This window comes from Streptomyces sp. ISL-43 (assembly GCF_018614195.1).
Classification (GTDB): domain Bacteria; phylum Actinomycetota; class Actinomycetes; order Streptomycetales; family Streptomycetaceae; genus Streptomyces.
This window is the reverse complement of the sequence record NZ_JAGGOT010000029.1, coordinates 294,109-315,422: the sequence shown is the minus strand read 5'-3', so window position 1 is coordinate 315,422 and position 21,314 is coordinate 294,109. Positions and strand designations below refer to the sequence as shown.

General features: G+C 72.8%; 19 protein-coding genes and 1 pseudogene. 7 read left to right on the top strand and 13 right to left on the bottom strand.

What is annotated here, in order from left to right; genetic code table 11:
* Positions 1–17: 17 nt before the first annotated feature.
* From J7F03_RS17525 to J7F03_RS42660, 4 genes are all read left to right on the top strand, one after another.
* Positions 18–1,631 carry a carboxylesterase family protein gene (locus J7F03_RS17525; RefSeq protein ID WP_308379654.1) on the top strand — a complete coding sequence of 538 codons (1,614 nt, stop codon included), beginning with the start codon at positions 18–20 and terminating at the stop codon, positions 1,629–1,631.
* A 55-nt stretch (positions 1,632–1,686) separates the two neighbouring features.
* Positions 1,687–2,826, top strand: coding sequence for a serine hydrolase (locus J7F03_RS17520; protein WP_214950408.1), 1,140 nt, complete (start codon positions 1,687–1,689; stop codon positions 2,824–2,826).
* A gap of 127 nt (positions 2,827–2,953) precedes the next feature.
* On the top strand, positions 2,954–3,292 hold the full coding sequence (locus J7F03_RS17515) for a YciI family protein (RefSeq protein ID WP_214950407.1): 339 nt from the start codon (positions 2,954–2,956) through the stop codon (positions 3,290–3,292).
* Between the two features lie 76 nt (positions 3,293–3,368).
* A complete protein-coding gene (locus J7F03_RS42660) occupies positions 3,369–3,809 on the top strand; it encodes a transposase (protein ID WP_374104356.1) in 441 nt (146 codons plus the stop codon).
* Here J7F03_RS42660 and J7F03_RS17505 read toward each other — a convergent pair.
* Together J7F03_RS17505 and J7F03_RS17500 are read right to left on the bottom strand one after the other, a co-directional pair.
* Positions 3,806–5,329 (bottom strand): MFS transporter, encoded by a 1,524-nt coding sequence (locus J7F03_RS17505; protein WP_214950406.1) that lies wholly within the window; start codon positions 5,327–5,329, stop codon positions 3,806–3,808. The genes J7F03_RS42660 and J7F03_RS17505 overlap by 4 nt on opposite strands.
* A gap of 41 nt (positions 5,330–5,370) precedes the next feature.
* Positions 5,371–5,928 (bottom strand): TetR/AcrR family transcriptional regulator, encoded by a 558-nt coding sequence (locus tag J7F03_RS17500; protein ID WP_214950404.1) that lies wholly within the window; start codon positions 5,926–5,928, stop codon positions 5,371–5,373.
* Positions 5,929–6,024: 96 nt separating this feature from the next.
* Here J7F03_RS17500 and J7F03_RS42355 point away from each other — a divergent pair, with 96 nt between their 5' ends.
* Positions 6,025–6,225 (top strand): DUF6126 family protein, encoded by a 201-nt coding sequence (locus tag J7F03_RS42355; RefSeq protein ID WP_214950530.1) that lies wholly within the window; start codon positions 6,025–6,027, stop codon positions 6,223–6,225.
* Between the two features lie 15 nt (positions 6,226–6,240).
* Here the strand turns inward: J7F03_RS42355 and J7F03_RS17490 are convergent, their stop codons facing one another.
* Positions 6,241–6,501 carry a DUF6158 family protein gene (locus J7F03_RS17490; RefSeq protein WP_214950402.1) on the bottom strand — a complete coding sequence of 87 codons (261 nt, stop codon included), beginning with the start codon at positions 6,499–6,501 and terminating at the stop codon, positions 6,241–6,243.
* 112 nt (positions 6,502–6,613) lie between these two features.
* Here J7F03_RS17490 and J7F03_RS17485 point away from each other — a divergent pair, with 112 nt between their 5' ends.
* Together J7F03_RS17485 and J7F03_RS17480 are read left to right on the top strand one after the other, a co-directional pair.
* On the top strand, positions 6,614–7,225 hold the full coding sequence (locus J7F03_RS17485) for a TetR/AcrR family transcriptional regulator (protein ID WP_214950400.1): 612 nt from the start codon (positions 6,614–6,616) through the stop codon (positions 7,223–7,225).
* A gap of 38 nt (positions 7,226–7,263) precedes the next feature.
* A pseudogene (locus J7F03_RS17480) lies at positions 7,264–8,337 on the top strand (MFS transporter); the annotation flags it as partial.
* A gap of 138 nt (positions 8,338–8,475) precedes the next feature.
* Here J7F03_RS17480 and J7F03_RS17475 read toward each other — a convergent pair.
* From J7F03_RS17475 to J7F03_RS17430, 10 genes are all read right to left on the bottom strand, one after another.
* Entirely contained in the window at positions 8,476–9,390 is a 915-nt protein-coding gene (locus J7F03_RS17475) for a LysR family transcriptional regulator (RefSeq protein ID WP_214950397.1), read from the bottom strand.
* A gap of 187 nt (positions 9,391–9,577) precedes the next feature.
* The gene (locus J7F03_RS17470; RefSeq protein WP_214950395.1) at positions 9,578–9,967 is read right to left on the bottom strand and encodes a hypothetical protein; all 390 of its coding nucleotides are present in this window, start codon (positions 9,965–9,967) and stop codon (positions 9,578–9,580) included.
* A 54-nt stretch (positions 9,968–10,021) separates the two neighbouring features.
* Entirely contained in the window at positions 10,022–10,912 is an 891-nt protein-coding gene (locus tag J7F03_RS17465) for an aminoglycoside phosphotransferase family protein (RefSeq protein ID WP_214950394.1), read from the bottom strand.
* A gap of 167 nt (positions 10,913–11,079) precedes the next feature.
* Positions 11,080–14,292 (bottom strand): TIM-barrel domain-containing protein, encoded by a 3,213-nt coding sequence (locus J7F03_RS17460; protein ID WP_214950393.1) that lies wholly within the window; start codon positions 14,290–14,292, stop codon positions 11,080–11,082.
* A gap of 131 nt (positions 14,293–14,423) precedes the next feature.
* On the bottom strand, positions 14,424–15,911 hold the full coding sequence (locus tag J7F03_RS17455) for a hypothetical protein (protein WP_214950392.1): 1,488 nt from the start codon (positions 15,909–15,911) through the stop codon (positions 14,424–14,426).
* Between the two features lie 34 nt (positions 15,912–15,945).
* Positions 15,946–17,163, bottom strand: coding sequence for a cytochrome P450 (locus tag J7F03_RS42350; RefSeq protein WP_214950391.1), 1,218 nt, complete (start codon positions 17,161–17,163; stop codon positions 15,946–15,948).
* Positions 17,164–17,184: 21 nt separating this feature from the next.
* On the bottom strand, positions 17,185–17,832 hold the full coding sequence (locus tag J7F03_RS17445) for a TetR/AcrR family transcriptional regulator (RefSeq protein WP_214950390.1): 648 nt from the start codon (positions 17,830–17,832) through the stop codon (positions 17,185–17,187).
* Positions 17,833–17,944: 112 nt separating this feature from the next.
* Positions 17,945–18,190, bottom strand: a complete 246-nt coding sequence (locus tag J7F03_RS17440) for a hypothetical protein (RefSeq protein ID WP_214950388.1) — start codon at positions 18,188–18,190, stop codon at positions 17,945–17,947.
* Positions 18,191–18,430: 240 nt separating this feature from the next.
* The gene (locus J7F03_RS17435; protein ID WP_214950385.1) at positions 18,431–20,236 is read right to left on the bottom strand and encodes an ABC transporter permease/substrate binding protein; all 1,806 of its coding nucleotides are present in this window, start codon (positions 20,234–20,236) and stop codon (positions 18,431–18,433) included.
* On the bottom strand, positions 20,236–21,300 hold the full coding sequence (locus J7F03_RS17430) for a glycine betaine/L-proline ABC transporter ATP-binding protein (protein WP_214950383.1): 1,065 nt from the start codon (positions 21,298–21,300) through the stop codon (positions 20,236–20,238). The genes J7F03_RS17435 and J7F03_RS17430 overlap by 1 nt, the downstream gene beginning before the upstream one ends.
* Between the last annotated feature and the right edge of the window lie 14 nt (positions 21,301–21,314).

Genomic DNA, 21,314 nt, shown 5'->3' with positions numbered 1-21,314 from the left:
AGGGGAGCGGGCGAGCGGTGGGGAGGGCGCTGGGCAGAGCGCTCCTGCCGGCCCTGCTCCTGCTCGCCGGCGGGCCGGCCGCTTCGGCTGCCACCGCCGGCGAGGACGGCCGCCGACCCGTGGTGGAGACCGATCGCGGGGCCGTGCGCGGGCGGGAGCAGGCCGGGTACCGCACCTTCGAGGGCATCCCCTACGCCGCCCCGCCCACCGGCCCGCTGCGCTGGCGGCTGCCGGAGCCCGCCGCGCGCTGGGCGGGCGTACGGGACGCGGGCGCGCCCGGGGCCCGCTGCGTCCAGCTGCCCGCGGTGGGGCCGGGCGAGCCGAGCGGCTCGGAGGACTGCCTGTTCCTGAACGTGACCGCTCCGGTGGGAGGACCGGCCGAGGGTGAGGCCCGGCGCCGCCCGGTCATGGTGTGGTTCCACGGCGGTGGTTTCATGAACGGCGCCGGGGACCTGTACCACCCGGGCCGGCTGGCCGCGGCGGGCGGCGCCGTGGTCGTCACCGTCAACTACCGCCTCGGAATCTTCGGCCTCTTCGGGCATCCCGCGCTCGGCGGGGCCCCCGATTTCACGCTCGCCGACCAGCAGGCGGCGCTGCGCTGGGTGCGGGGCAACGCCGCCCGCTTCGGCGGCGATCCGGGCAACGTCACCGTGTTCGGCGAGTCGGCCGGCGGCCTCAGCGTCTGCCTGCACCTCACCTCCCCCGCCTCGGCCGGCCTCTTCCACCGGGCGATCACACAGAGCGGGCCCTGCTCGCTCTCGGCCCCGGCGCGATCGTTGCTCCCCACCATGGGTGCCTACGAGCCGTTCGTGCCGGAGCACCGCACCGTGACCGACGGGCTCGCCGCGGCGGTCCGGCTCGGCTGCGGCCGCCCCTCGGACGAGGAGGTACTGCGATGCCTGCGCGGCCTGGCCCCCGGGGCGCTGGCGACGCCCGAGCTCATGCTGCGGTTCTCCCCCGTGTCCTACGGCACCGCACTCCTGCCCGCCGAACCCCGACGGGCCCTGGAACGCGGGGAGTTCCACCGGGTCCCGGTGGTACAGGGCTCGACCCGCGACGAGATGCGGCTCTTCCTCGGGCAGACCCTGGGCGCCTTCCCGATCCCCGACCCGCAGGCCTACCGGGCCCGGCTGCGCGCCGCGTTCGGGGCGCGGGCCGAGCAGGTCGAGGCGGCCTATCCGGTGGCGGCCCACCCGAGGCCCGCGCTGGCTTTCGCGGCCGTGCTCTCGGACGCCTCCTTCATCTGCCCGCAGCTGCGGGACAGCCGCGCGCTGGCGCGGCACGTGCCGACGTACGACTACCTGTTCGACGACCGCCACGCGCCGGACTTCGCCGGGCTGCCGCCGGTGGCGGACTTCCCCGACGGGGCCTCGCACGGTTGCGAACTGCCCTATCTCTTCGACACCGGGCTGGCGATGAGTGCTCCGCAGCGGGCGCTGGCGGAGCGGATGACCGGCTACTGGACCCGGTTCGCGGCGACCGGCAATCCGAACACGCCCGGATCGGGGCCCTGGTGGCCGCGCTCACCCGCCGTACTGTCCCTGGCGCCGGGGCCGTCGGGGATCCGCCCCGTGGACGCGGCGGCCGAACACCACTGCGCCCTGTGGGACTCCGTGGCCCGCACACCCTGACACCCTCCATGCCCCCTACTCCCATGCCCCATCCCCCTGCCCGAAAGGCGGACTCGTGGCCGGTTTGCTCGACATCCTCGCGCCGTACGCGGACGGCGGCACCATCCCCGGTGCGGTCGCCCTGGTGGACCGGGGCGACGGCTCGGAGCCGGAGGTGGTGGCCGTGGGCAGCGCGGACGCCGAGGGCAGCGCTCCGATGGTCCGGGACTCGATCTTCAGGATCGCCTCGCTGACCAAGCCGGTCACGGCCGCGGCGGTCATGATGCTGGTGGAGGACGGGCGGTTCGGGCTGGACGACGCGGTGGCGCCCTGGCTGCCGGAGATCGCCGCGCCGATGGTCGTACGGACTCCCGCGAGCCCCGTCGACGACGTGGTCCCGGCGGCGCGGCCGGTCACCGTGGCCGATCTGCTGACCTTCCGCGCCGGGTGGGGCTTCCCGGACGACTTCTCGCTCCCGGCGGTCGCACCGCTTTCCCGCGAGCTGGGGCAGGGGCCGCCGCACCCGCAGGACATCGTGGCGCCGGACGAGTGGATGGCGCGCCTGGGGCGGATCCCGATGCTGTACCAGCCGGGCGAGGCCTGGCTGTACAACGTCTGTTCGGACGTCCTGGGGGTGCTGATCTCGCGGGTGGCCGGGTGTTCGCTGACCGAGTTCCTTGCGGAGCGGATCTTCGAGCCGCTGTCGATGGCCGACACCGGTTTCGCCGTGCCGGCCGGGCAGCTGGGCCGGTTCACGCACTACTACCGGGGCGGCGCGGACGGGGGCCTCGACCTCGTCGACGCCCCCCACGGGCAGTGGAGCACCATGCCCGCCTTCCCGTCCGGCAGCGGCGGGCTGGTGTCGACGGTTGACGACTGCTTCGGCTTCGCCCGGATGCTGCTCGACGGGGGCGGCCCGCTGCTCTCGGCGGATTCGGTGCGGCGGATGACCACCGACTGGCTGACCCCGGCCCAGCGGGCCGGCGCCGAACTCTTCCTGGAGGGACAGGGCTGGGGCTTCGGCGGGTCGGTCGACGTCACCCGGGCCGATCCGTGGAACGTGCCGGGCCGCTACGGCTGGGTCGGCGGCACCGGCACCGCCGCCCACATCGTCCCCTCGACGGGTGCCACCACCATCCTGATGACCCAGCTGGAGCTGACCGGCCCGACGCCGCCGGAGACGATGCGCGCGGTGTGGACGTACGCGGCCTCGTAGGCCCCGCCGTACGTCCACACCGGAATCCCCTACGGCCTGTGTCGGAAGCCGGGAGAGAGCCGGGAGGGAGCCGTTCGTCGTAGGGTGAGAGACGGCCGAAGGAGGCCACCGGCCAAGGGAGCCATGGATGGCGCGGTACCTGATCTCGTTCGATGACGGCGCGATGAACTTCCCCGAGGAGGAGTTGCCCGAGGTGGCCGAGGCCTCGCACGAGGTGGTGCGGGAGGCTCAGGACGCCGCTGTGTGGGTCTTCGGCGGTGGACTGGAAAGGCAGCAGGCGAGCGTCGTGGCCACCGACGGGACCGTCACCGACGGCCCGTACCCGGAGACCAAGGCGGTCCTTGGCGGGTTCTCGATCATCGATGTGCCCTCACGCGAGGACGCGCTGGAGTGGGCTGCCAAGATCGCCGCCGCGTGCCGCTGTGCGCAAGAGGTCCGGGAGATCATGCCCGACCCGACCGTCTGATCGAAGACGAGCCGCCGCGGCTGGGGCCTGGTTCGGAAGTGGCTTGTGACCTGAGGGTTCGGCATGCTGCGGGCCTGTGGGCGACGGCATGGTCGCCACCGCCGGGCAGCGGGGCGACAGCCCGCAGTTCGCCGCGGTGCTCGACCAGGTCCGGGTGAAGCGTCCCGGCGGGGCCGGGCGGCCACGGACGCGCCCTGACCGGGTCCGAGCGGACAAGGGGCATGCCTCAGCGGCCAACCGGCGCCGGCTTCGTCGGCGCGGGGTCGAGCTACTGAGGATGCTCGAGGACCTCAACAGCACCGACAACACGTTCTTCGTCATCGACCCCGACGACGAGACCCTCGACCGGTCCATCTCGGTCCACACCGCCACGGCGCCCTGGGCGGCTATGAGATCGGGAGTCGCGACGCCGCCAACGGGCCAACACGACACGATTGCTGAGGCCGACCACGTCGCGATCGTCACCGAGGCCCTGACCTGGTCAGGCAGCGCTGACCCGTTCCGAAGCAGGCCCTAGTGGTTCTCGGTCGGCCGCAGGTCGCGCGGGATCAGGGCCCACGTGGTCACGGCGGCGGCGACCGCGAGGGCTCCGGCCAGCAGGAACGCCGGGGTGATCGCGAGGGTGTAGGCCTGCGAGGCGGCGTCGAGCAGGTTCCGGCCGACGGTGCCGCCGAGCTGTTCGGCGGTGTGGGCGGCCTCGCCCACGGAGTCCCGTACGGCGCCCAGCGTGGTGGAGTCCAGGTCGAGGGCCGGGAGGTTGGCCCGGTAGAGCGCGGCGGCGGTGGAGCCGAGGATGGCGACGCCCATGGCCGAGCCGAGTTCGTAGCAGGTTTCCTCGATGGCCGCGGCGCTGGAGACCTCGTCGGCCGGGGCCGTGGAGATCAGGGTCACCGAGGCGACCGTGGTGGCGGTGCCCGCGCCCAGGCCCATGACGGCCAGCGCCACGGCGAAGGCGGGGTAGCCCAGGTCGGTGAACTGCTGGAGGGTCCAGGGCAGGGCCATGCCCGCCGCGAGGACCACCAGGCCGCCGCCGAGCACGTGCCGGATCGCGAAGCGCTGCATGAGGGACGGGGCGACCATCGAGGCGCAGATCAGCGCGAGCGGCGCGGGCAGCAGGGAGAGGCCGGCTTCGAGCGGGGTGTAGCCCTGGCCGTACTGGAACCACTGGGTGACCAGGAACAGGATCGCGCCCATGCCCACCATGGGCAGGAAGATCGCGGTGGCGGCCACGCTGAAGGCGGGCTTGGCGAACAGCCGGACCTGGAGCAGCGGGTTGTCCAGGCTCAGCTGACGGCGTACGAACACGGTCAGGGAGATGACGGCGAGGGCGAGCAGGGCCCACGGCAGCGGGTCGGCGATGCCGCTCTTGCCGAGCTGCTTGATGCCGCCCGCGAGGGCCAGCATGCCGACGATCGACTGGCCGACGCCCCACCAGTCCCACTTGCCGGTGGCGCGCGGGGAGCGGGATTCGGGGAGGTAGCGCAGGCCGGCCGCGACGATGAGCGCGGTGACGGGCAGGTTGAGGAGGAAGGCGGAGTGCCAGCCGTAGTCCTGGACGAGCAGGCCGCCGACGACCGGGCCGAAGGCCATGCCGCCGCCGAAGACGGCGGCCCAGACGGCGAGCGCGAAGGCGCGTTCCTTGGCGTCGGTGAAGACGCTGCGCAGGATCGACAGGGTGGACGGCATGATCGCGGCGCCGCCGACGCCGAGGAGGGCGCGGGCCGCGATGACGTGCCAGGCCTCGGTGGAGAAGACGGCGATGAGCGAGGCGACGGCGAAGATGCCGAAGCCCGCCATCAGCAGCCGCTTGCGGCCCCAGCGGTCGCCGAGGGCGCCGGCGGTGACCAGCAGGCCGGAGAGGGCGAGCGCGTAGATGTCGATGATCCACAGCTGCTGTACGGCGCCCGGCTGGAGGTCGCCGACGAGCGAGGGGAACGCCACGTTGAGGATCGTGGTGTCCATGGAGATGAGCAGGAGACTGCCGGAGAGGATCGCGAGCACGATCCAGCGGCGCGGGTCCTGCGTGGGGGTGTGCATGGGGGTTCCGTTCACGGGGGTACGCGGGGGCGGTGCGGGGGTCACGCGGCGGGGGACGGCCGGGTTCCGCTGAGGAAGGAGGCGAGGACGAGGCGGCCGATGTCGCGGCGGGCGAGGTGGCCGTCGCGGACGCCCTCGGCGGCGGCGTCGAGCAGTCCCCAGAGCGAGTACCAGATCCAGTACGCGGGCAGGTCGACGCGCAGTCGGCCGAGGCGCCGGCCGAGGCCGAGGAAGGCGAGGGCCCGCTGGTCCTGGCGCTGGATGCCGGCCCGGAAGGCGGGGTCGGCGAGCACGGTGGCGTCGCGCGAGGTGAATCCGTACAGGTGCGCGGCGGGGAGCAGGCCGGTGACGAGTCGCTCCAGCGCGGCGTCGAAGGCGGCGCCGTCGGCGGTGTCGGGCAGGTCGGCGGGCGCCAGGCAGCCGTCGACGACGTCGATGGCCCGGGCGGCGATGGCTTTGAGCAGCGCCTCGCGGGTCGGGTAGCGGCGGCTGAGGGTGGCGCGGCTGGTGCCGATGCCGGCGGCGATGTGCGTCATCGAGGCGCTGTGATCGCCGGCGAGGACGCGTGCGGCGCCGTCCAGAAGCTCTTCTTCGTTCATCAAGTGATCCTCCTTCGTATCAAACGATACAAATTTGTCTCACATGAAGCAAATCTGATGCACGACGGAAGCGCGGCGTAGCCGTAGGCTGACCGGGTGACCACGGACAAGAACGAGGAATCCGAACCGGCCGGCTCCGCGGCAGCGACCGCGGCGGCGACCGCGGCCGCGGCGAAGTACGAGAAGTGGAAGGAGAACGGCGTCCTGCTGCGCGCGTTCTTCTACATCGCCGGCACACACCTCTTCGCCGGCTTCGTCTGGCTGCTGTTCGTCCTGGGCGAGCACGCAGAGAAGTAGCCGCCCACCCCGACGCTAACCCTGCTCTTCCGCCCCCGTACGGGCGCGCGCGCCGGAGCGGGTGCGACCCGTCGTCTGGGCTCGTTCCGGATGACGGCGCAGATACTCGCGCTCCAGCTCCTCCATCCGCCGGGTGTGCGTGACCAGCGCCTCGTCCGACCCGTGCAGCAGAGTCTCGTGGCGCGTACGGTGGATGGCTTCGAGCTCCTTCATCAGGCGGCCCTCTTCCAGTCCGCTCGCCGACGGCCCGGCCTCGCGCGCCTCGTGCTCCGCCATGGCAGGTCACCTCTTCCTCCGCCGGGCCGGGCGTCCCGCCCGGCCGTGCTCACCCATCATCCCGGAAAAGTGGTGATAGACACTGTCTACCCCCACCTGGTAGACAGTGTCTATGGATCAGGACAGCGGGCTGCGCGAGCGGCTGATCGACGTCGGCGTGGAGCTCGTGACGACCGAGGGGACCGCCGCGCTCGGGCTGCGCGAGATCGCCCGGCGCGCCGGCGTCTCCCACGGGGCGCCCCGGCGGTACTTCGCCACCCACCACGCACTGCTCTCCGCCATCGCCCGGCGCGGCTTCGAGGACCTCGGCGCGCGCGTCCCCGCCGCGATCTCGGCGGCAGCGGCCTCCGGGGACCCGCGCGAGCAGGTGCGGGCACTGGGCCGCGCGTACGTCGGCTTCGCGCTGGAGCGCCGCGGCATGTTCGAGCTGATGTTCCGGCACGACCTGCTCGACAGCACCGGGCAGGACGGACCGGCGGGGTCCCGGCTGCGGGATTCCACGCTGCCGCTGTTCGATCTGCTCGTCTCGCTCGTCAGCCGGTGCGAGGCGGCCGGATCACCGCGGATCACCGCCGCCGCCCTGTGGGCCAACCTGCACGGCGTGGCGCAGCTGTGGTCCTGGGGCAGCCTCGCCCTCGCCCTCGGGAGCGGGTCGCGGACCACCGCCGAGGACTGTGTCGGCGAGCTCGTCGACGCCGCCGTCGACGCGCACCTGCGACCGTGAGGCCCGGCCTCGCGCTCCTCGTCAGCGCGGCCGGCGCGATGCTCGTCGCCGTCGACGGGACGGTGCTGCTCATGGCGCAGCCCAGCCTGCGGCGGGACCTCGGCGCGAGCCTGGCCCAGGTGCAGTGGACGAGCACCGCCTACCTCCTGACCGTGGCCGCCTTCCTCGTGGTCGCCGGCCGGCTCGGCGACCGGTACGGGCACGCGCGGCTGCTGTTCACCGGCGCACTCGGCTTCGCCGCGGCCTCGGCGGGCATCGCGCTCGCGCCCGGGGCGGGCTGGGTGATCGCCCTGCGCGCGACCCAGGGGCTGTTCGGAGCGCTGCTCCAGCCCGCGACCCTCGCGCTGCTGCGGCTCGCCTACCCGCCCGAGCGGCTCGGTACGGCGGTCGCCGTGCGCACCGCCGCCATCGGGCTGGCGGCGGCGGCCGGTCCGCTCCTCGGGGGTGTCCTGGTCGAACGCTTCGGCTGGCGCGCGGTGTTCGTGGCGAACGTCCCCGCCGCACTGGTGATCGCCGCGGCGGCCCTGTGCGTACGGGTTGCCGTGCCCCCGCGCCCGGAGCCCGGCCGGATCCGGCCGGTCGGGGCGGCCCTGCTGGCGGCGGCCGTGGCGGTGCTCGTGCACGCGCTGGCCGGCGTACCGGAACACGGCTGGGCGGGGCAGCCGACGCTGGCCGGGTTCGCCGGGGCGGCCGCGCTCACGGCGCTGCTCGTGCGCTCGGAGCGGCACTCCGCGATGCCGCTGGTGCCGCGCGCGGTGGCCCGGTCCGGGTCGGTGACGGCGTCCATGGCGCTGCTGGCCCTGGTCTCCGGCGCACTGTTCGGGGCCCTCTTCTCGGCGTGCTTCGCACTCCAGGACGCGGCGGGGCTCGACCCGCTCGCGACCGGGCTGCGGGTACTGCCCATGACCGCGGCCATGGTCGCGGGGGCGCCGGTGGCGGGGGCCGCGCTGCGCCGGTTCGGGGCGCGGGCCACGGCGGTCGCCGGAACCGGGCTCGTGGCGCTCGGGATCACGGGGCTGGGCCCGGGGTGGGGTTTCGGCGTGCTCGGAGCGGGCTTCGCCGCCGTGATGGTGACGGCCACCGGGACGGTGGTCGGGGACGCGCCCGCCGGGCACGCGGGGGTGGTGGGCGGGCTCAAGCAGACGGCGATGAACGTGGGGCCGGCCTTCGGCATCGCGGTCGCCGCGGGGACCGCGGGGGCTTCGACCGCGGCCCTGGCCGCGCTGGCCGCCGTAGGGCTGCTGCCCGCGTCACGGCTGCCCGGACGCGCCGGCGCGGGCCACGCAGGTGCGGGCGACCTCGTCGGCGAAGGCGCGGGCGAGCGGGGCGAGGGAGGACCAGCGGCGGACGGCCCAGCCGACGGCGAGCGGCCGCAGGGCCGGGACCGGCACGAGGCGCAGCGGCCCGTCGGTTCCGGGGACCTGCCAGCCGGGCAGCGCGGGTACGACGGCGTGGCCGAGGCCTAGTTCGGAGAGCAGGAGGGCGGTGTCCCAGTCGGCGACGCTGGTGTCCGAGCTGATCCGGATGCCCGCTTCGTCGAGGGCGGCGTCGAGGTGGGTGCGGGAGGTGGAGTTCTCCGGCAGCCTGATGTGGCGGATGCCGGCGAGGTCGGCCGGCTCCAGGCTGGAGCGGGCGGCGAGGGGGTCGTCGGCGCCGACCGCGAGAACCCAGGGCAGGCGCATGACGGGGCGCTGCTCGATGCCGCGCACGGGTGCGCCGATGGTGATCCAGGCGAGGTCGAGGTCGTCGGCGGCGAGGGCCTCGAAGCAGCTGCGGCTGGAGTTCTCGGTCTGGAACTCCAGGCTGACCCGGGGGTGGCTGCCGCGGAAGGCGACGACGGCCTCGGCCATGAAGTGCCGCACGGTGGTGGCCCCGGTGGTGACGCGGACCGATCCGCCGTCGTCCCGAACGAGGGTGTCGAGCCGGCGCAGGGCCCCGTCGAGCCCGGCGATGCCGTCGGCGGCGGCCACCTGGAGGATCAGGCCGGCCTCGGTGGGCGATACGCCGCGCGGGTGGCGCTCCAGGAGCACGGCTCCGGTCTCCTTCTCCAGCCGTCGGATGTGCTGGCTGACGGCGGACTGGGTGCGGCCGAGGTCGCGGGCCACGGCGCTGAGGCTGCCGGCCCGGCAGGCGGCGACGAAGACACGGAGATCGTCGAGAGTCACAAGCCCCAAGCTATCACTGAGGGGTTACCAGAAAAGTGGAGGATTGACTTGGGTGACCGCCCTGCCCGAAGATCAACTCACGGCCCAGGGCGGCAACCCGTTCCCGTCATCGCGAGGACAGGAACGGGTGCCGACCCGCCGGCATTGCGACGCTCCGGCGCTCCGGCGCTCCGGCGCTGCCGTGCCGCTAGCGCGCGTCGAGCTTGGCCATCACCTGGTCGCGCAGGATCTCGTACTCCGTGCGCAGGCGGCGCAAGTCGCTGTCCGGGGGGCGGGGGACGACGACGCCCTCGGTGATCTTCTCCTCCGGGCCGAACTGCTCCCGGGTGAGGTCGATCTCTATGCCCATGCCCAGACGGTTCCACCAGTGGTAGTCCACGCGCTCTCCGTCGACGAGGACTTCGCCGCGGATCAGCTCGCCGCCCAGAAGGTCGTGGAGCACCAGGGCGGTCACACCGCACTGGTCACGGGCCGGATTCTCCCGGGTCCACCGGTCGCGGTACTCGGGGGTGCACGTCTGCTCGCTCCAACTGCTGCGGACGGCACGGTCGATGTCGGTCAGGAGTAAAGGTGTCATGCCACCCATCCTCGCAACCGGCACCGACAAGATCCATCCCCCGGCCGGCCCGGTTCAGCCGTGCGCCGGGCGGGAGTCGAGGAGTTCGCGGATGACGTGGCGGGCGTTGCCCGCCATGACCGGGTTCGTCTCGCGGTAGTAGCCCAGTTCGGGGAGCGCGATCGACAGGGCCCAGCCGCGTCCGCGCGTCCAGGTCGCGTCATCCACGCCCAGGGCGGCCCGGAATGCGGGCCGCGCGGCGGCCGGGAGCACGTACCAGGCGGCGATCAGGTCGACGGCGGGGTCACCGAGACCCGCGCAGCCGAAGTCGATGACGGCCGCGAGCCGGTCGTCGGCCAGCAGCATGTTCCCCGGCTGCAGGTCCGCGTGGATCCAGACCGGCGGACCGCTCGGCGTCGGGGCCCGCAGGGCCTCCTCCCATACGGCGGTGGCCGCTCCGGCGTCGATGTCGGCGCTCGCGCCCAGTTCGGCGATCACGGCGCGGGTGGCCTCGTCCCGCGCGGCCAGGGTCTCACCGCGGTAGGCCGGCGGCGCATCCAGCGGATCAACCCGGTGCAGCGCGGTGATGAACTCCGCCAAGTCCCGTGCGAGCAGCTCTGGTTCGGCGATCCGTCCGGCCGCCGGATTCGCGCCGGGGAGCCATCCGTAGACGGACCAGGACCACGGATAGCCCTCGGCGGGCCGCCCCATGCCCACGGGGACGGGAACCGCGGCCGGGAGCACCGGGGCGAGCCGCGGCAGCCAGATGTGCTCCGTCCCTATGTCACTGGCGGCGCCCTCCGTGCGAGGGAGGCGTACGACCATGTCCTCGCCCAGCCTGTACATGGAGTTGGACGTGCCGACCGAGTCGACCCGCTCGACGGGGAGGTCCGCCCATCGTGGGAACTGCCCGGCGATCAGCCGGCGCACGAGGGACGTGTCGATGTCCGGTTCGTCGGCGTGCATTTTCTGAGATGTCGAAGTCCCGGTGGGCATGAGCACCTTTCAGAACGGTCCGAGGATCGGGACTCCCACGATATCCCCGGTCACGGGGGTGGTCGGAGAAGGGCGAGCCCGGCCCGGCGGGATGCCGGGCCGGGCTCGGTGAAGGGTGTCGGGCGGTGCTAGGGGCGTCAGGGAGTGAAGGTCCAGCGCTGTGCCGCGGTGCCGGCACAGGCGACGCGGGTGAGTCTGGTGCCGTTGGCGGTGGCGGAGCCGGCCGGGGTCAGGCACTGGCCGGCGTTGCGCAGGCTGCCGTCCGGTCCGGTCTGCCAGCTCTGGCCGGAGCCGCCGTTGCAGGTCTGGACGGCGACGGCCGAGGCCGTCGCCGCGTCCAGGCAGACTCCGTTCAGTCCGGTAAGACGGCCGTCGCCCTGCAGGGTCCAGCGCTGGTTCGGGCCGCCGTGGCAGCTGTAGAGGGTGGGCTGGGTACCCGGGGTGGTGGCGCTCCCCGGGAGGTCCAGGCAGGTGGACGACGCCCCGTTGACCAGGGTCGCGGCAGCCGGAAGCGGCGTGGGGCGGCCGGTGAGGGTGATCTCGGCCGCGCTGCTCCAGGGGCCGCGGCCGCCGGCCTCGGTGAGTGCTCGCAGGCGGAGGTAGCGGCCCGTCTTCGCCGCCAGGGAGACGGACTTGAGGGACGGGGTGTCGGCGAAGGTGCCGGTCGCCGCCGGCGATCCCCAGTCGGTGGTGGTGTCCGAGACGTACACCTCGTAGCCGCCGATCCGGCCGTTGACGCCGCCGTCCTGGCGGGGCAGGTAGCCGAGGCCGTCCACCGTGTAGCGGGCGCCGAGGTCGATCTGGACCTCGTGCGGCAGCGCGGCCGGCGTGCCGGACGACCAGGCGGTGTGCCACATGGTCGCCGTGTTGCCGTCGAAGGCGTTGCGGGCGGCGCCGTCCTCGGCGGCGGTCTCCTGGCTGTCGGCCGAGACCAGGGTCCAGGCCGACTGCGGGATGGGGCTGGAGGTGGCCGGAACAGGGTCGGCGGCCGGGACGGAGGTGCCGGTGGCCGTGACGCTGAACGCGCCCGACTTCGTACCCGTCTTGGTCCACAGGACGCCGCCGCGGTCGGCGGCGTCGAAGAACCATCCGGTCGCCGCCGCGTCGTACGCGGCCTTGCTGGTCAGTCGGGTGAGCGTCGTGCCGTCGGCGGTGACCGCACCGGGGGCGGTGGCCACGTGCAGGGTGAACTCGTAGCCGCGGGAGGCCGGTTTGCCGGTGTAGCCGCCCGTCGGGGCGCCGACGGAGACGGTGACCGTGCCGGAGCCGGTGGCGGGGGCGGTGACGTCGACCTGCTGGCGGGCGAACGCGCCCGACTGGTGGGCGCGGGTGATGCCGTCGTCCTCGTAGAGGCTGAAGGAGGAGTTGCCGCGCGGGTGGATGTCGTAGGTGAGGGTGGAGAGGGGCTTCTCCCCCGTGTAGTTCATCTGCGGCCACATCGGGACGATCGCGCCGCCCTTGACGAAGAGGGGCAGGGTGTCCAACGGAGCCTGGTAGCCGTTGAGCCAGCCCGGTCCGGCGTACGTCTTGCCCGTCCAGTAGTCCGTCCAGGTGCCGGCGGGCAGGTAGATACCGTCCCGTACGGAGGTGTCGGAGACGACCGGCGCGACGAGGAAGGAGTCGCCGGCCATGAACTGGCCGCTGGTCAGGTTGCCGCGCGCCACCGGGTCTTCGGGGTACTCCAGGACCATCGCGCGGGTGCTCGGGACGCCCGTCTCGTTGGCGGTCCGGCTCATGGTGTACAGGTACGGCATGAGCCGCATCTTCAGCTGGAGGTACTTGCGGTTGATGGAGAGGTACGGTTCCGCGAACCGCCAGGGCTGCTTGTCCTGATAGCCGGCGGTGGGGCCGGTCGCGCCCCAGCCCGACATGGTCATGAAGGCCGGAGTGAAGGCCTTCCACTGCAGGTCGCGGGCATAGGTCTTCGGGCTGCCGGCGAAGATGCCGTCGATGTCGCCGGAGGCGTAGTTGAGGCCGGAGAGGCCGGCCCCCGCGATGGCCGGGACGTGCCAGCGCATGTCGTCCCAGGTGCCGTTGGTGTCGCCGGTCCAGACGACGGCGTTGCGCTGGGTGCCGGCCCAGCCGTCGACGGTCCAGACGTAGCGGCGGGCATCGGAGTTCTTCTCGATGCCGTCGACGGCCTGCTGGACTCCGCTGAACGCCGTTTTGTAGCCGCCGCCGATCCAGGCGACGTCGGTCTTCACACCACGGGAACCGGCCACCCCCACCTCGTCGTTGATGGAGCCGAGGCCCGTCGAGGTCCACAGGCCGGTCTGGAAGCCCTTGGCCTTGAGCGCGTCGACCGTGGACTTCAGGGGCGCCGTGTAACCGCAGCCGTAGCCGTCGTTGGGCAGGAACCAGCCCGAGGGCATGTCGGCGGCGCGGGCGTCGGCGGCGTAGCCGACCACGTCCGGGGTGGTCTGGTGGCGCAGCCGGTTGTGGTCGCCCTGGTAGTCCGGGTTGGAGGCGTTGAAGCAGTCGGCGTTGCCGAGCTCGAAGCCCCACGAGGGGGCCATGAAGGGTTTGCCGCTGACGTCGGTATAGGCGTCGAGGACGGACTTGAGGGAGTCCCCGGTGAAGTACCAGGCGTCGAAGCGCTTTTCGTCGTGGGTGAGGGTGCTGGGGGCGTTGAAGCCGTACGAACCCGGGGCCCAGGTGTTGCGCATCACGCCGTAGCCGTTGGTGGACATGTAGAAGGGCGCGGGGCTGGCGTTGTTGTTCTCGCGCCACTTGTTGTCGACGGCGACCGGGACGGTCTTGCCGCGCAGCGCCCATTCGCCCAGGCGCAGGCCCGTTCCGTAGAACTGTTCGTCCGCGCCGCGCGCCAGGTGCTGGGTGGTCTGGCTGCCGGTCCAGGAGGTGGGCTGCGACTCCTGCCAGACGAGGGTGGAGTTGTCGGCCCGGTAGACAGAGAACTGCAGGGGTGTCTTGTTGACCCGGATGGACAGGGACCCGGTGGTGATCCGGTAGTACGTGCCCGCGTCGGTCCAGCCCGCGCTGACGGAGCCGAAGTCGGTGGTGGGGGCGAGGTCCTTGCCGGCCGGGTCGTTGGTGAAGGCACCGTCGGGCGAGAGCCACAGCCTGAAGATGTCGGCGCGGGCGACGACCACGCGGGCCTTCGCGCCGCTGGACGTGGTGGCGGTGAAGGTGTTCCCCGACTGGGTGAAGCCGGTGACGTTGCCCGCGGTGGAGGGGGCCGGGGCGGCCGCGGAGGCCGCGGCTCCGGCGGCGGCCGCCGAGGCGATCGGTCCGGCGGCGGCCAGGCCGGCCACGGCGAGGGCGGCGGCGAGCAGCGCGGCCGCGGGGCCGCGCCGCCGCCGTGGGCTCCTGCGGATGCTGATGAGTCTCATGGGGCGGCTCCTCGTGCGGTCCGGATCGCGGACACACCTTTTGGCATGCACCGGGCAACATAGCGCTCCGGAGGCCCCATATGAAGGAAGATGCTTGAAGTGGCTTGTCATCAAGCATCTTTGAGCAGCAATTAGCAGGTGGCGTTGACGAGCTCCTCCATGAGGGCCGGATCCAGCGCCGGATTCGCCGCGGCGTGCCGGGCCAGTTCCTCCTCGTCCAACAGCTCGGCGATACGGGCCGCGGGCAGATTCGGATGCCGGGCCAGTGCGGCCCGCACCGCCGGATCCGGATCGCGGGTGAGCCGGTCGACGAGATCCGGATCCGCCTCGGGATCCCGGGCCACGAGGGCCCGTACGGCCGGGTCCTCGTGATCGGCGTAAGCGGCCAGGCCTACGGTCGGGAAGTGCGGGCGGGTGAGCAGGTCGGCGCGGCAGAGGCCGGTGTACTCCAGGAAGCCGCGCAGCAGCAACGGGGCCGACGCGTCGGGGTGGTTCTGCGCCAGGGTGACCCGTACGCCGAGGTCCGGGTCGGCGGCGAGCAGGTCGACGAGGTCCGGCGGCAGGAGCTGGTCGCCGGCCGCGCGGCGGCGCAGCAGCGGGTGGGCGGAGAGGGCGTCGCCCCGGAGGGCAGCGGGGTCGCGCGGCGGGGACGGCTGGTAGCACAGCCCGAAGTCACCACCCTCCGGCACCTCGTAGTCGATCGCGGCACGCTCGGACTCGGTCAACGCGGGGTGCGTGGACAGGATGAGGCGGACCTCCGGGTCGGGGTCGACGGCGAGTGCCCCCCGCTCGGCGGGACCGAGGTCGGCGCGGCGGGCGATGCACTCACGGACCTTGGAGTCCGGGTCGGCGGCCAGCAGGACCACGACGTCGGGCGGCAGGCTCGGGTTGTCCGCGATCATCGCCCGGTCCTCCTCGCCGACCGGGGCGGTGAGGACGGAGTCGATGACGGCGCGACTCAGAGCGCCATGCATCAGCAGGTCGGTGCGCATGTGGCACGGATGCTCCGGAAGCTCCCGCTCCACCCAGTTCGGGTCGTCTCGCTCTCGCCGCACGTGCCGGGCGGCGGTCTCGCGCACCTCCGGGTCGGGGTCGGCGAGCAGCGAGGCCCGCACCTCGGCCGGCAGCATGGACCAGGTACCCACGCCCCACCGGCGGACCTTCGCCTCCCCGTGGGTCGCCATGCGGCGGTGGAGCCCGGTGGACACCTGCCGGTAGAGGCCGCTCAGGAGCTCACCCTCGTACGTGGTGATCATCCGGACGACGACCTCGTCCGGCAGGGGTCGGGGCCAGGTCAACACGTGACTGCCCGGTCCGTCGGCGAGGTGGGCCCGGACGCGCCATTCGGGGTCGTCCACCAGCCGGGCCCGACGCGCGGGCTCGGCGTGCGGGCTGGAGGCGAAGACGGCGCGCGCCCGCCAGTCGGTGTGGGCGACCAGCGCGTCCACCACCGCGTCCGGCAGGTCCCGGTCGCCGCACAGTGCCATCCGCGCGGCCGGCGGGCCGTCCGCGAGGATCCGCAGCAGGATGCGGTCCGGCGCGCCCGGATTCACCGCCAGACCCGCCAACCGCCGCTCGGCCGGACCCGCTTCGTTCCAGATCTTCTCGCGCATCCACATCCGGCCGAGACTACCCGCAGGTGAGGCCGGATCCTCAGCCGAAGCGCACCGGGAGGTACTTGATGCCGTTGATGAAGTCCGAGCGCAGTCGGCGGACTTCGCCGGTGAGGGCCACGTCGGGGTGGTGGCACAGCAGTTCGCGGACGAGGGCCTTGATCTGGGTGCGGGCGAGGCCTGCGCCGAGGCAGAAATGGGGCCCGCCGCCGCCGAAGGTGACGTGGTCGTTCGGGGTGCGGCGGATGTCGAAGGTGAAGGGGTCGGCGAAGACCTCCTCGTCGCGGTTGGCGGAGGTGTAGTACGTGACCACCTTCTGGCCGGCGGCGATGGGCTGCCCGCGCAGCGAGGTGTCCCGCGTCGCGGTGCGCCGGAAGTTGTGGATCGAGCCGCCCCAGCGCAGGAACTCCTCCGTCGCCGAGGTCCACAGGGACTCGTCCTGCGGGGCCGCGGCCAGTTCGGCACGCGCCGCCGGGTGGTCGATCAGGGCCAGCAGGGTGGCGGAGAGCAGATTGCGGGTGGTCTCGTTGCCCGCGACGCACAGCAGCACGAAGAACATGTTGATCTCGTCCTGCGTCAGCCGGTCCCCGTCGACCTCCGCGTGGACCAGCGTCGAGAGGATGTCCTCGCGGGGACGGGCCCGCCGCTCGTCGGCCAGCGCGTCGCAGTAGGCGTAGATCTCCGCGGCAGCGAGGTCGCTGTCGTGCTTGCCGGCCGAGAGCTCCGGGTCCTGGCCGCCGGCCATCCGGTTGCTCCAGTCGAAGATCAGCCGCTCGTCCTCCTCAGGTACGCCGACCATCTCGCAGATCGTCTGGATCGGCAGCCAGGCGGAGACCTCGGAGACGAAGTCCATGTCCCGGCCCGGGGTGACCGCGCTCTCCACCAGGGAGACCGCCCGCTCCTGGATCCGGGCCGCGAGCCTTCGTACGACCCGGGGGGTGAAACCCGCGCTGACCAGGGAGCGGTACCGGGAGTGGCGCGGGGCGTCCATGCCCAGCAGGACCAGGCGCAGGGTCTCCAGGGACTCGGGGGCCTGGTCCCGGATCATGAACGAGCCGAGTTCGGTGGACCACAGCTCGGGGTCGCGGCTGACGGCCTTGACGTCGGCGTGGCGGGTGACGGCGAAGAAGCCGTCGTGGTGGCCGGGCACTTCGTGCCAGTGCACCGGGTCCTCTCGGCGCAGCCGGGTGAACTGTGCGTGCGGGACCTCACGGGCCCAGGTGTCCTCAAGGAGGTCTATGTCGCCGGTAGGTGGCACGGAACGGTCCCTTCGTTCGATTCAGCCCAGTCCGAGGAGGGTGGCGAGCGCTTCGACGACGAGGGCGTCGGGGACGCCCCGCGGTTCGAGGCGGTGCTGCATGGACAGCCCGAGCAGGAGGCCGAGGACCAGGGCGCCGGTCTCCTCGGGCGGGCGGGTGAGGGGGGTGCCGGTGGCCTCGGCCCAGTCGGCGAGTCCTTCGCCGAGCTGGGCCCGGATCTCGGCGTAGCGCTGGGCCAGCCGGCCGCCGATGAGGGGACCGCGGGCGGCGTGCAGCCACAGCTCCGTCTCCAACAGCAGCCAGGAGTCGCCGTATTCGGGGTGCGGGCGGGTGAGGCTCCCCCACATCGCGGAGAAGTGCACGGCGGGGTCGGCGGGGTCGCCCGCCGCGATCTCGGCGGCCAGCTCCTCGGCGGTGCGCTCCTTCCACACCTCCAGGAGGGCGAGCAGCAGGCCCTCCTTGCCACCGAAGTGGCTGTACAGCGCGCCCGTGGTTCGGCCGGCCGCGTCGGCGAGGGCTTCGGCGGACACGGCGTGGAAACCCTTGCGGGCGAAGAGCTCGGCGGCCGCGTCGATGAGCCGCGAACGGGTCTCGGACTTGCGCTGCGCCTGCGGCGTGCGGGGCGCCTGCGGGGTCCGGGGCGCCTGCGGCGTGCTGTCGGGCGTCAACGGGGCCTCCGAAGCTCACCGGGAAGTTATATCGGGGTCCCGATATAACTTCCTCCACCGCTGACGAAGTGTCAATCGCCGTGCACGCTCGGACCCGGCCGGATCGGCAGGCTCAGGCGTGGGCCCGCGCCGAGTCCCTGAGCGCCGGGGCGCCCACCGTGACCGACAGGACCGGCGCCGCCGGGGAGGTGTGCCGGTGGCCGCAGGGGTCGAAGGCCAGGACCACCGGCTCCCCCGGGCGCTGGCGCCAGGAGATGCGCTCCGGGGCGCCGTCGCACACCGGGCAGCAGGGCAAGGGGCTCGGCTCCGGCAGGCACTCGGGGGCGGCCGCCGGCTGCGTGGAGTGCGGATCGCGCATGGAGACTCCCTGGTCGTACGGTTGGGCTGCTCGCACTGTGCCATGGACAGGCCCCTGTCCGCACGGGTGAATCCTCCAGTGTTCTGGCTGGTCAGAGGTGTATGCCCAAAAGCTTCCGCCCTCTCACCCGCGGCCCCTCGGGCCGGACGCGCCGGTGCGCGAAGGGCCGTGACGGACCCATCGCGCACCGGCGCCCCCTTACCGCCTCACCGGGCTCACCGGGCTTACCGGCTCACCCGCTCACGCCAGCTTGTCCGCCTCGGGATGGTCGGCCAGCCAGGCGCGGACGGCCTCCTGCTCCTTGCCCTTGCCGGCCTCCTGGATCCTGGCCTCCAGACCGGTCAGCTGGGCCTCGGTCAGCTTGAACGAGCGCAGCCACCGGGTGATCTCGGGCTCGTCGGCGGCGAATCCCTTGCGGGCGATGTTGTGGATGCCGTCGCCCTTGCCCCACGCCCCCTCGGGGTCCGCCAGCTTCGTCAGCTCGTAGGAGGCGTACGCCCAGTGCGGCGACCAGAGCACGACGGCGACGGGCTCCTTCTTCTCGTAGGCGCGCTTGAGCTCGGCGAGCATGCCCGGGGTGGATCCGTCGACGACCTTGTACTCGCCGTCGAGGCCGTAGCGCGGCAGCACCTCGTCCTTCAGGAGGCCCATCGCGCCCGCGCTGGGCTCGATGCCGATGATCCGGCCCTTGAACTGCGAGCCCTTGCCCTTCAGATCCGCGAGGGTCTTGACGTCCTTCACGTAGGACGGGACCGCCAGCTCGATGGAGGTGGGCCCGTACCAGGAGCCGAGGTCGTCGAGCTTGTTCCCGTACTTCTTCCAGTACTCGGCCTGCGTGGCGGGCAGCCAGGCGTCGGTCTGGAAGTCGATCTGGCCGCCCGCGAGTCCGGTGAAGAGCGCGCCGAGCTCCAGCTGACGGGCGTCGACCTTGAAGCCGCGGCGCTCCAGGAGCTCCTTCCACAAGTAGGTGGAGGCGATGCCCTCGTCCCACGGGATGTAGCCGATGCTGACCTGGCGGCCCTTGCCGATGTTCTTGACTCCGGCCCCGCCAACGGCGTTGACCTGCGACTTCCCCGTGTCCCCGAAGACGCCCAGGCCGCCCGCGACCAGGGCCAGCACCACGGCCGAGGCGACGGCGAGGACCGGCTGCGGCCGGTGGCCCCACAGCTTGGCGGTGCCGGTGGCGGCGGAGCGCGCCTTGGCGAGGGCGCGGCGGCCGAGCGGGGAGACCTGGCGGCCGAGCGCCCCGGTCATCCGGTCCAGGTACATGGCGAGGATGACGATGGAGATGCCCGCCTCGAAGCCGAGGCCGATGTCGACGCTGCCGATGGCCCGGTAGACGGCGCCGCCGAGGCCGCCGCCGCCGACCATGCCGGCGATGACGACCATGGACAGGCCGAGCATGATGACCTGGTTGATGCCCGCCATGATGGTGGGCAGCGCCAGCGGGAGCTGGACCCGTACGAGGGTGTCGCGCGGGGTGGTGCCGAAGGCGTCGGCGGCTTCGACGAGTTCGGCGTCGACCTGGCGGATGCCGAGCTCGGTCATCCGCACGCCCGGCGCCAGCGAGAAGATGATGGTGGCGATGATGCCGGGCACCACGCCCACCCCGAAGAAGATGATGCCGGGGATGAGGTAGACCATGGCCGGCATGGTCTGCATGAAGTCCAGGACGGGCTTCAGGACGGCGCTGACCTTGTCGGAGCGCGAGGCCCAGATGCCCAGCGGGATCGCGAAGAGCAGCGTGACGAGGGTGGCGACCACGACCAGCGCGAGCGTCGACATGGCGTCGGGCCACAGGCCGACGGAGTCGACGAGTGCGAAGCCCGCGAAGGCGAGCAGCGCGGCGAGCAGACCGCGCAGCCACCACGCGGCGACGGCGAGGACGCCGGCCAGCAGCAGCGGGGCCGGCGCGGACAGAACGGCCTCGATGCCGTCGTAGAGCCCGGTGACGAGCGCGCTGATGGCGTCGAACAGCCAGGACAGGTGGCTCTGCAGGAAGTCGACGCCGCTGTCGACCCAGGCGCCGAGGTTCAGGCGGGGCATCAGGCTGCCACCTCCACGCAGGCCATGGGGGGCCTGTGTTCGTCGCCGAGGAAGGCGACGAGGCGCTCCTGCGATACGCAGCCGATGACGGCGCCGTCCCCGTCGGTGACGGCGACCGGGTGCGGGACGCGGGCAATGACCGCGCACAGGTCGGCGAGCGCGGTGCCGGCGCTGACGGTGGGGCAGCCGCAGGCGTCCGCCTCGGCGGGCACCACGTCCATGACGGCGTCGGCCGTCAGCACGCGCGAGCGGTCCACGTCCTGGATGAAGGAGGCGACGTAGTCGTCGGCGGGGCGGATGAGGATGTCCTCGGCCGTGCCCTGCTGGACGATGCGGCCGTCGCGCATGACGGCGATGCCGTCGCCGAGCCGCATGGCCTCGTTGAGGTCGTGGGTGATGAACACGATGGTCTTGCCCAGGCGTCGCTGGAGCTGGAGGAGCTGGTCCTGCATGTCGCGGCGGATCAACGGGTCGAGGGCGCTGAACGACTCGTCCATCAGCAGCAGATCGGCGTCGGTGGCCAGCGCGCGGGCGAGGCCGACGCGCTGCTGCATGCCGCCGGAGAGCTCGTCGGGCCAGGACTTCTCCCAGCCGCCGAGCCCGCACAGGGCGAGCGCCTCGGCGGCCCGCCGTTCGCGCTCGGCCCGGGGGACGCCCTGGACCTCCAGTCCGTATCCGGCGTTCTCCAGGACGTCGCGGTGCGGGAACAGCGCGAAGTGCTGGAAGACCATGCTGATCTTGGTGGACCGCACCCGGCGCAGCTCGCGCGCGGAGAGCGCGGTGAGGTCCTCGCCGTCGAAGAGGACGCGTCCGGCGGTGGGCTCCAGGAGTTCGTTGAGCATGCGCAGCAGCGTGGACTTGCCGGAACCCGACAGACCCATGACGACGAAGATCTGGCCGGGCTCGACGCGGAACGAGGCGTCGATCACCGCGGCAGTCGTTCCCTCGGCGCGCAGTTCCTCGCGGTCGGTGGCGCCGCTTTCGAGCGCGCGGACCGCCTTCGCGATGTCATCGGGCTTTCTGCCGAAGACCTTGTACACGTGCTCGGCTATGAGCGTGGACACATACACCTCACGGG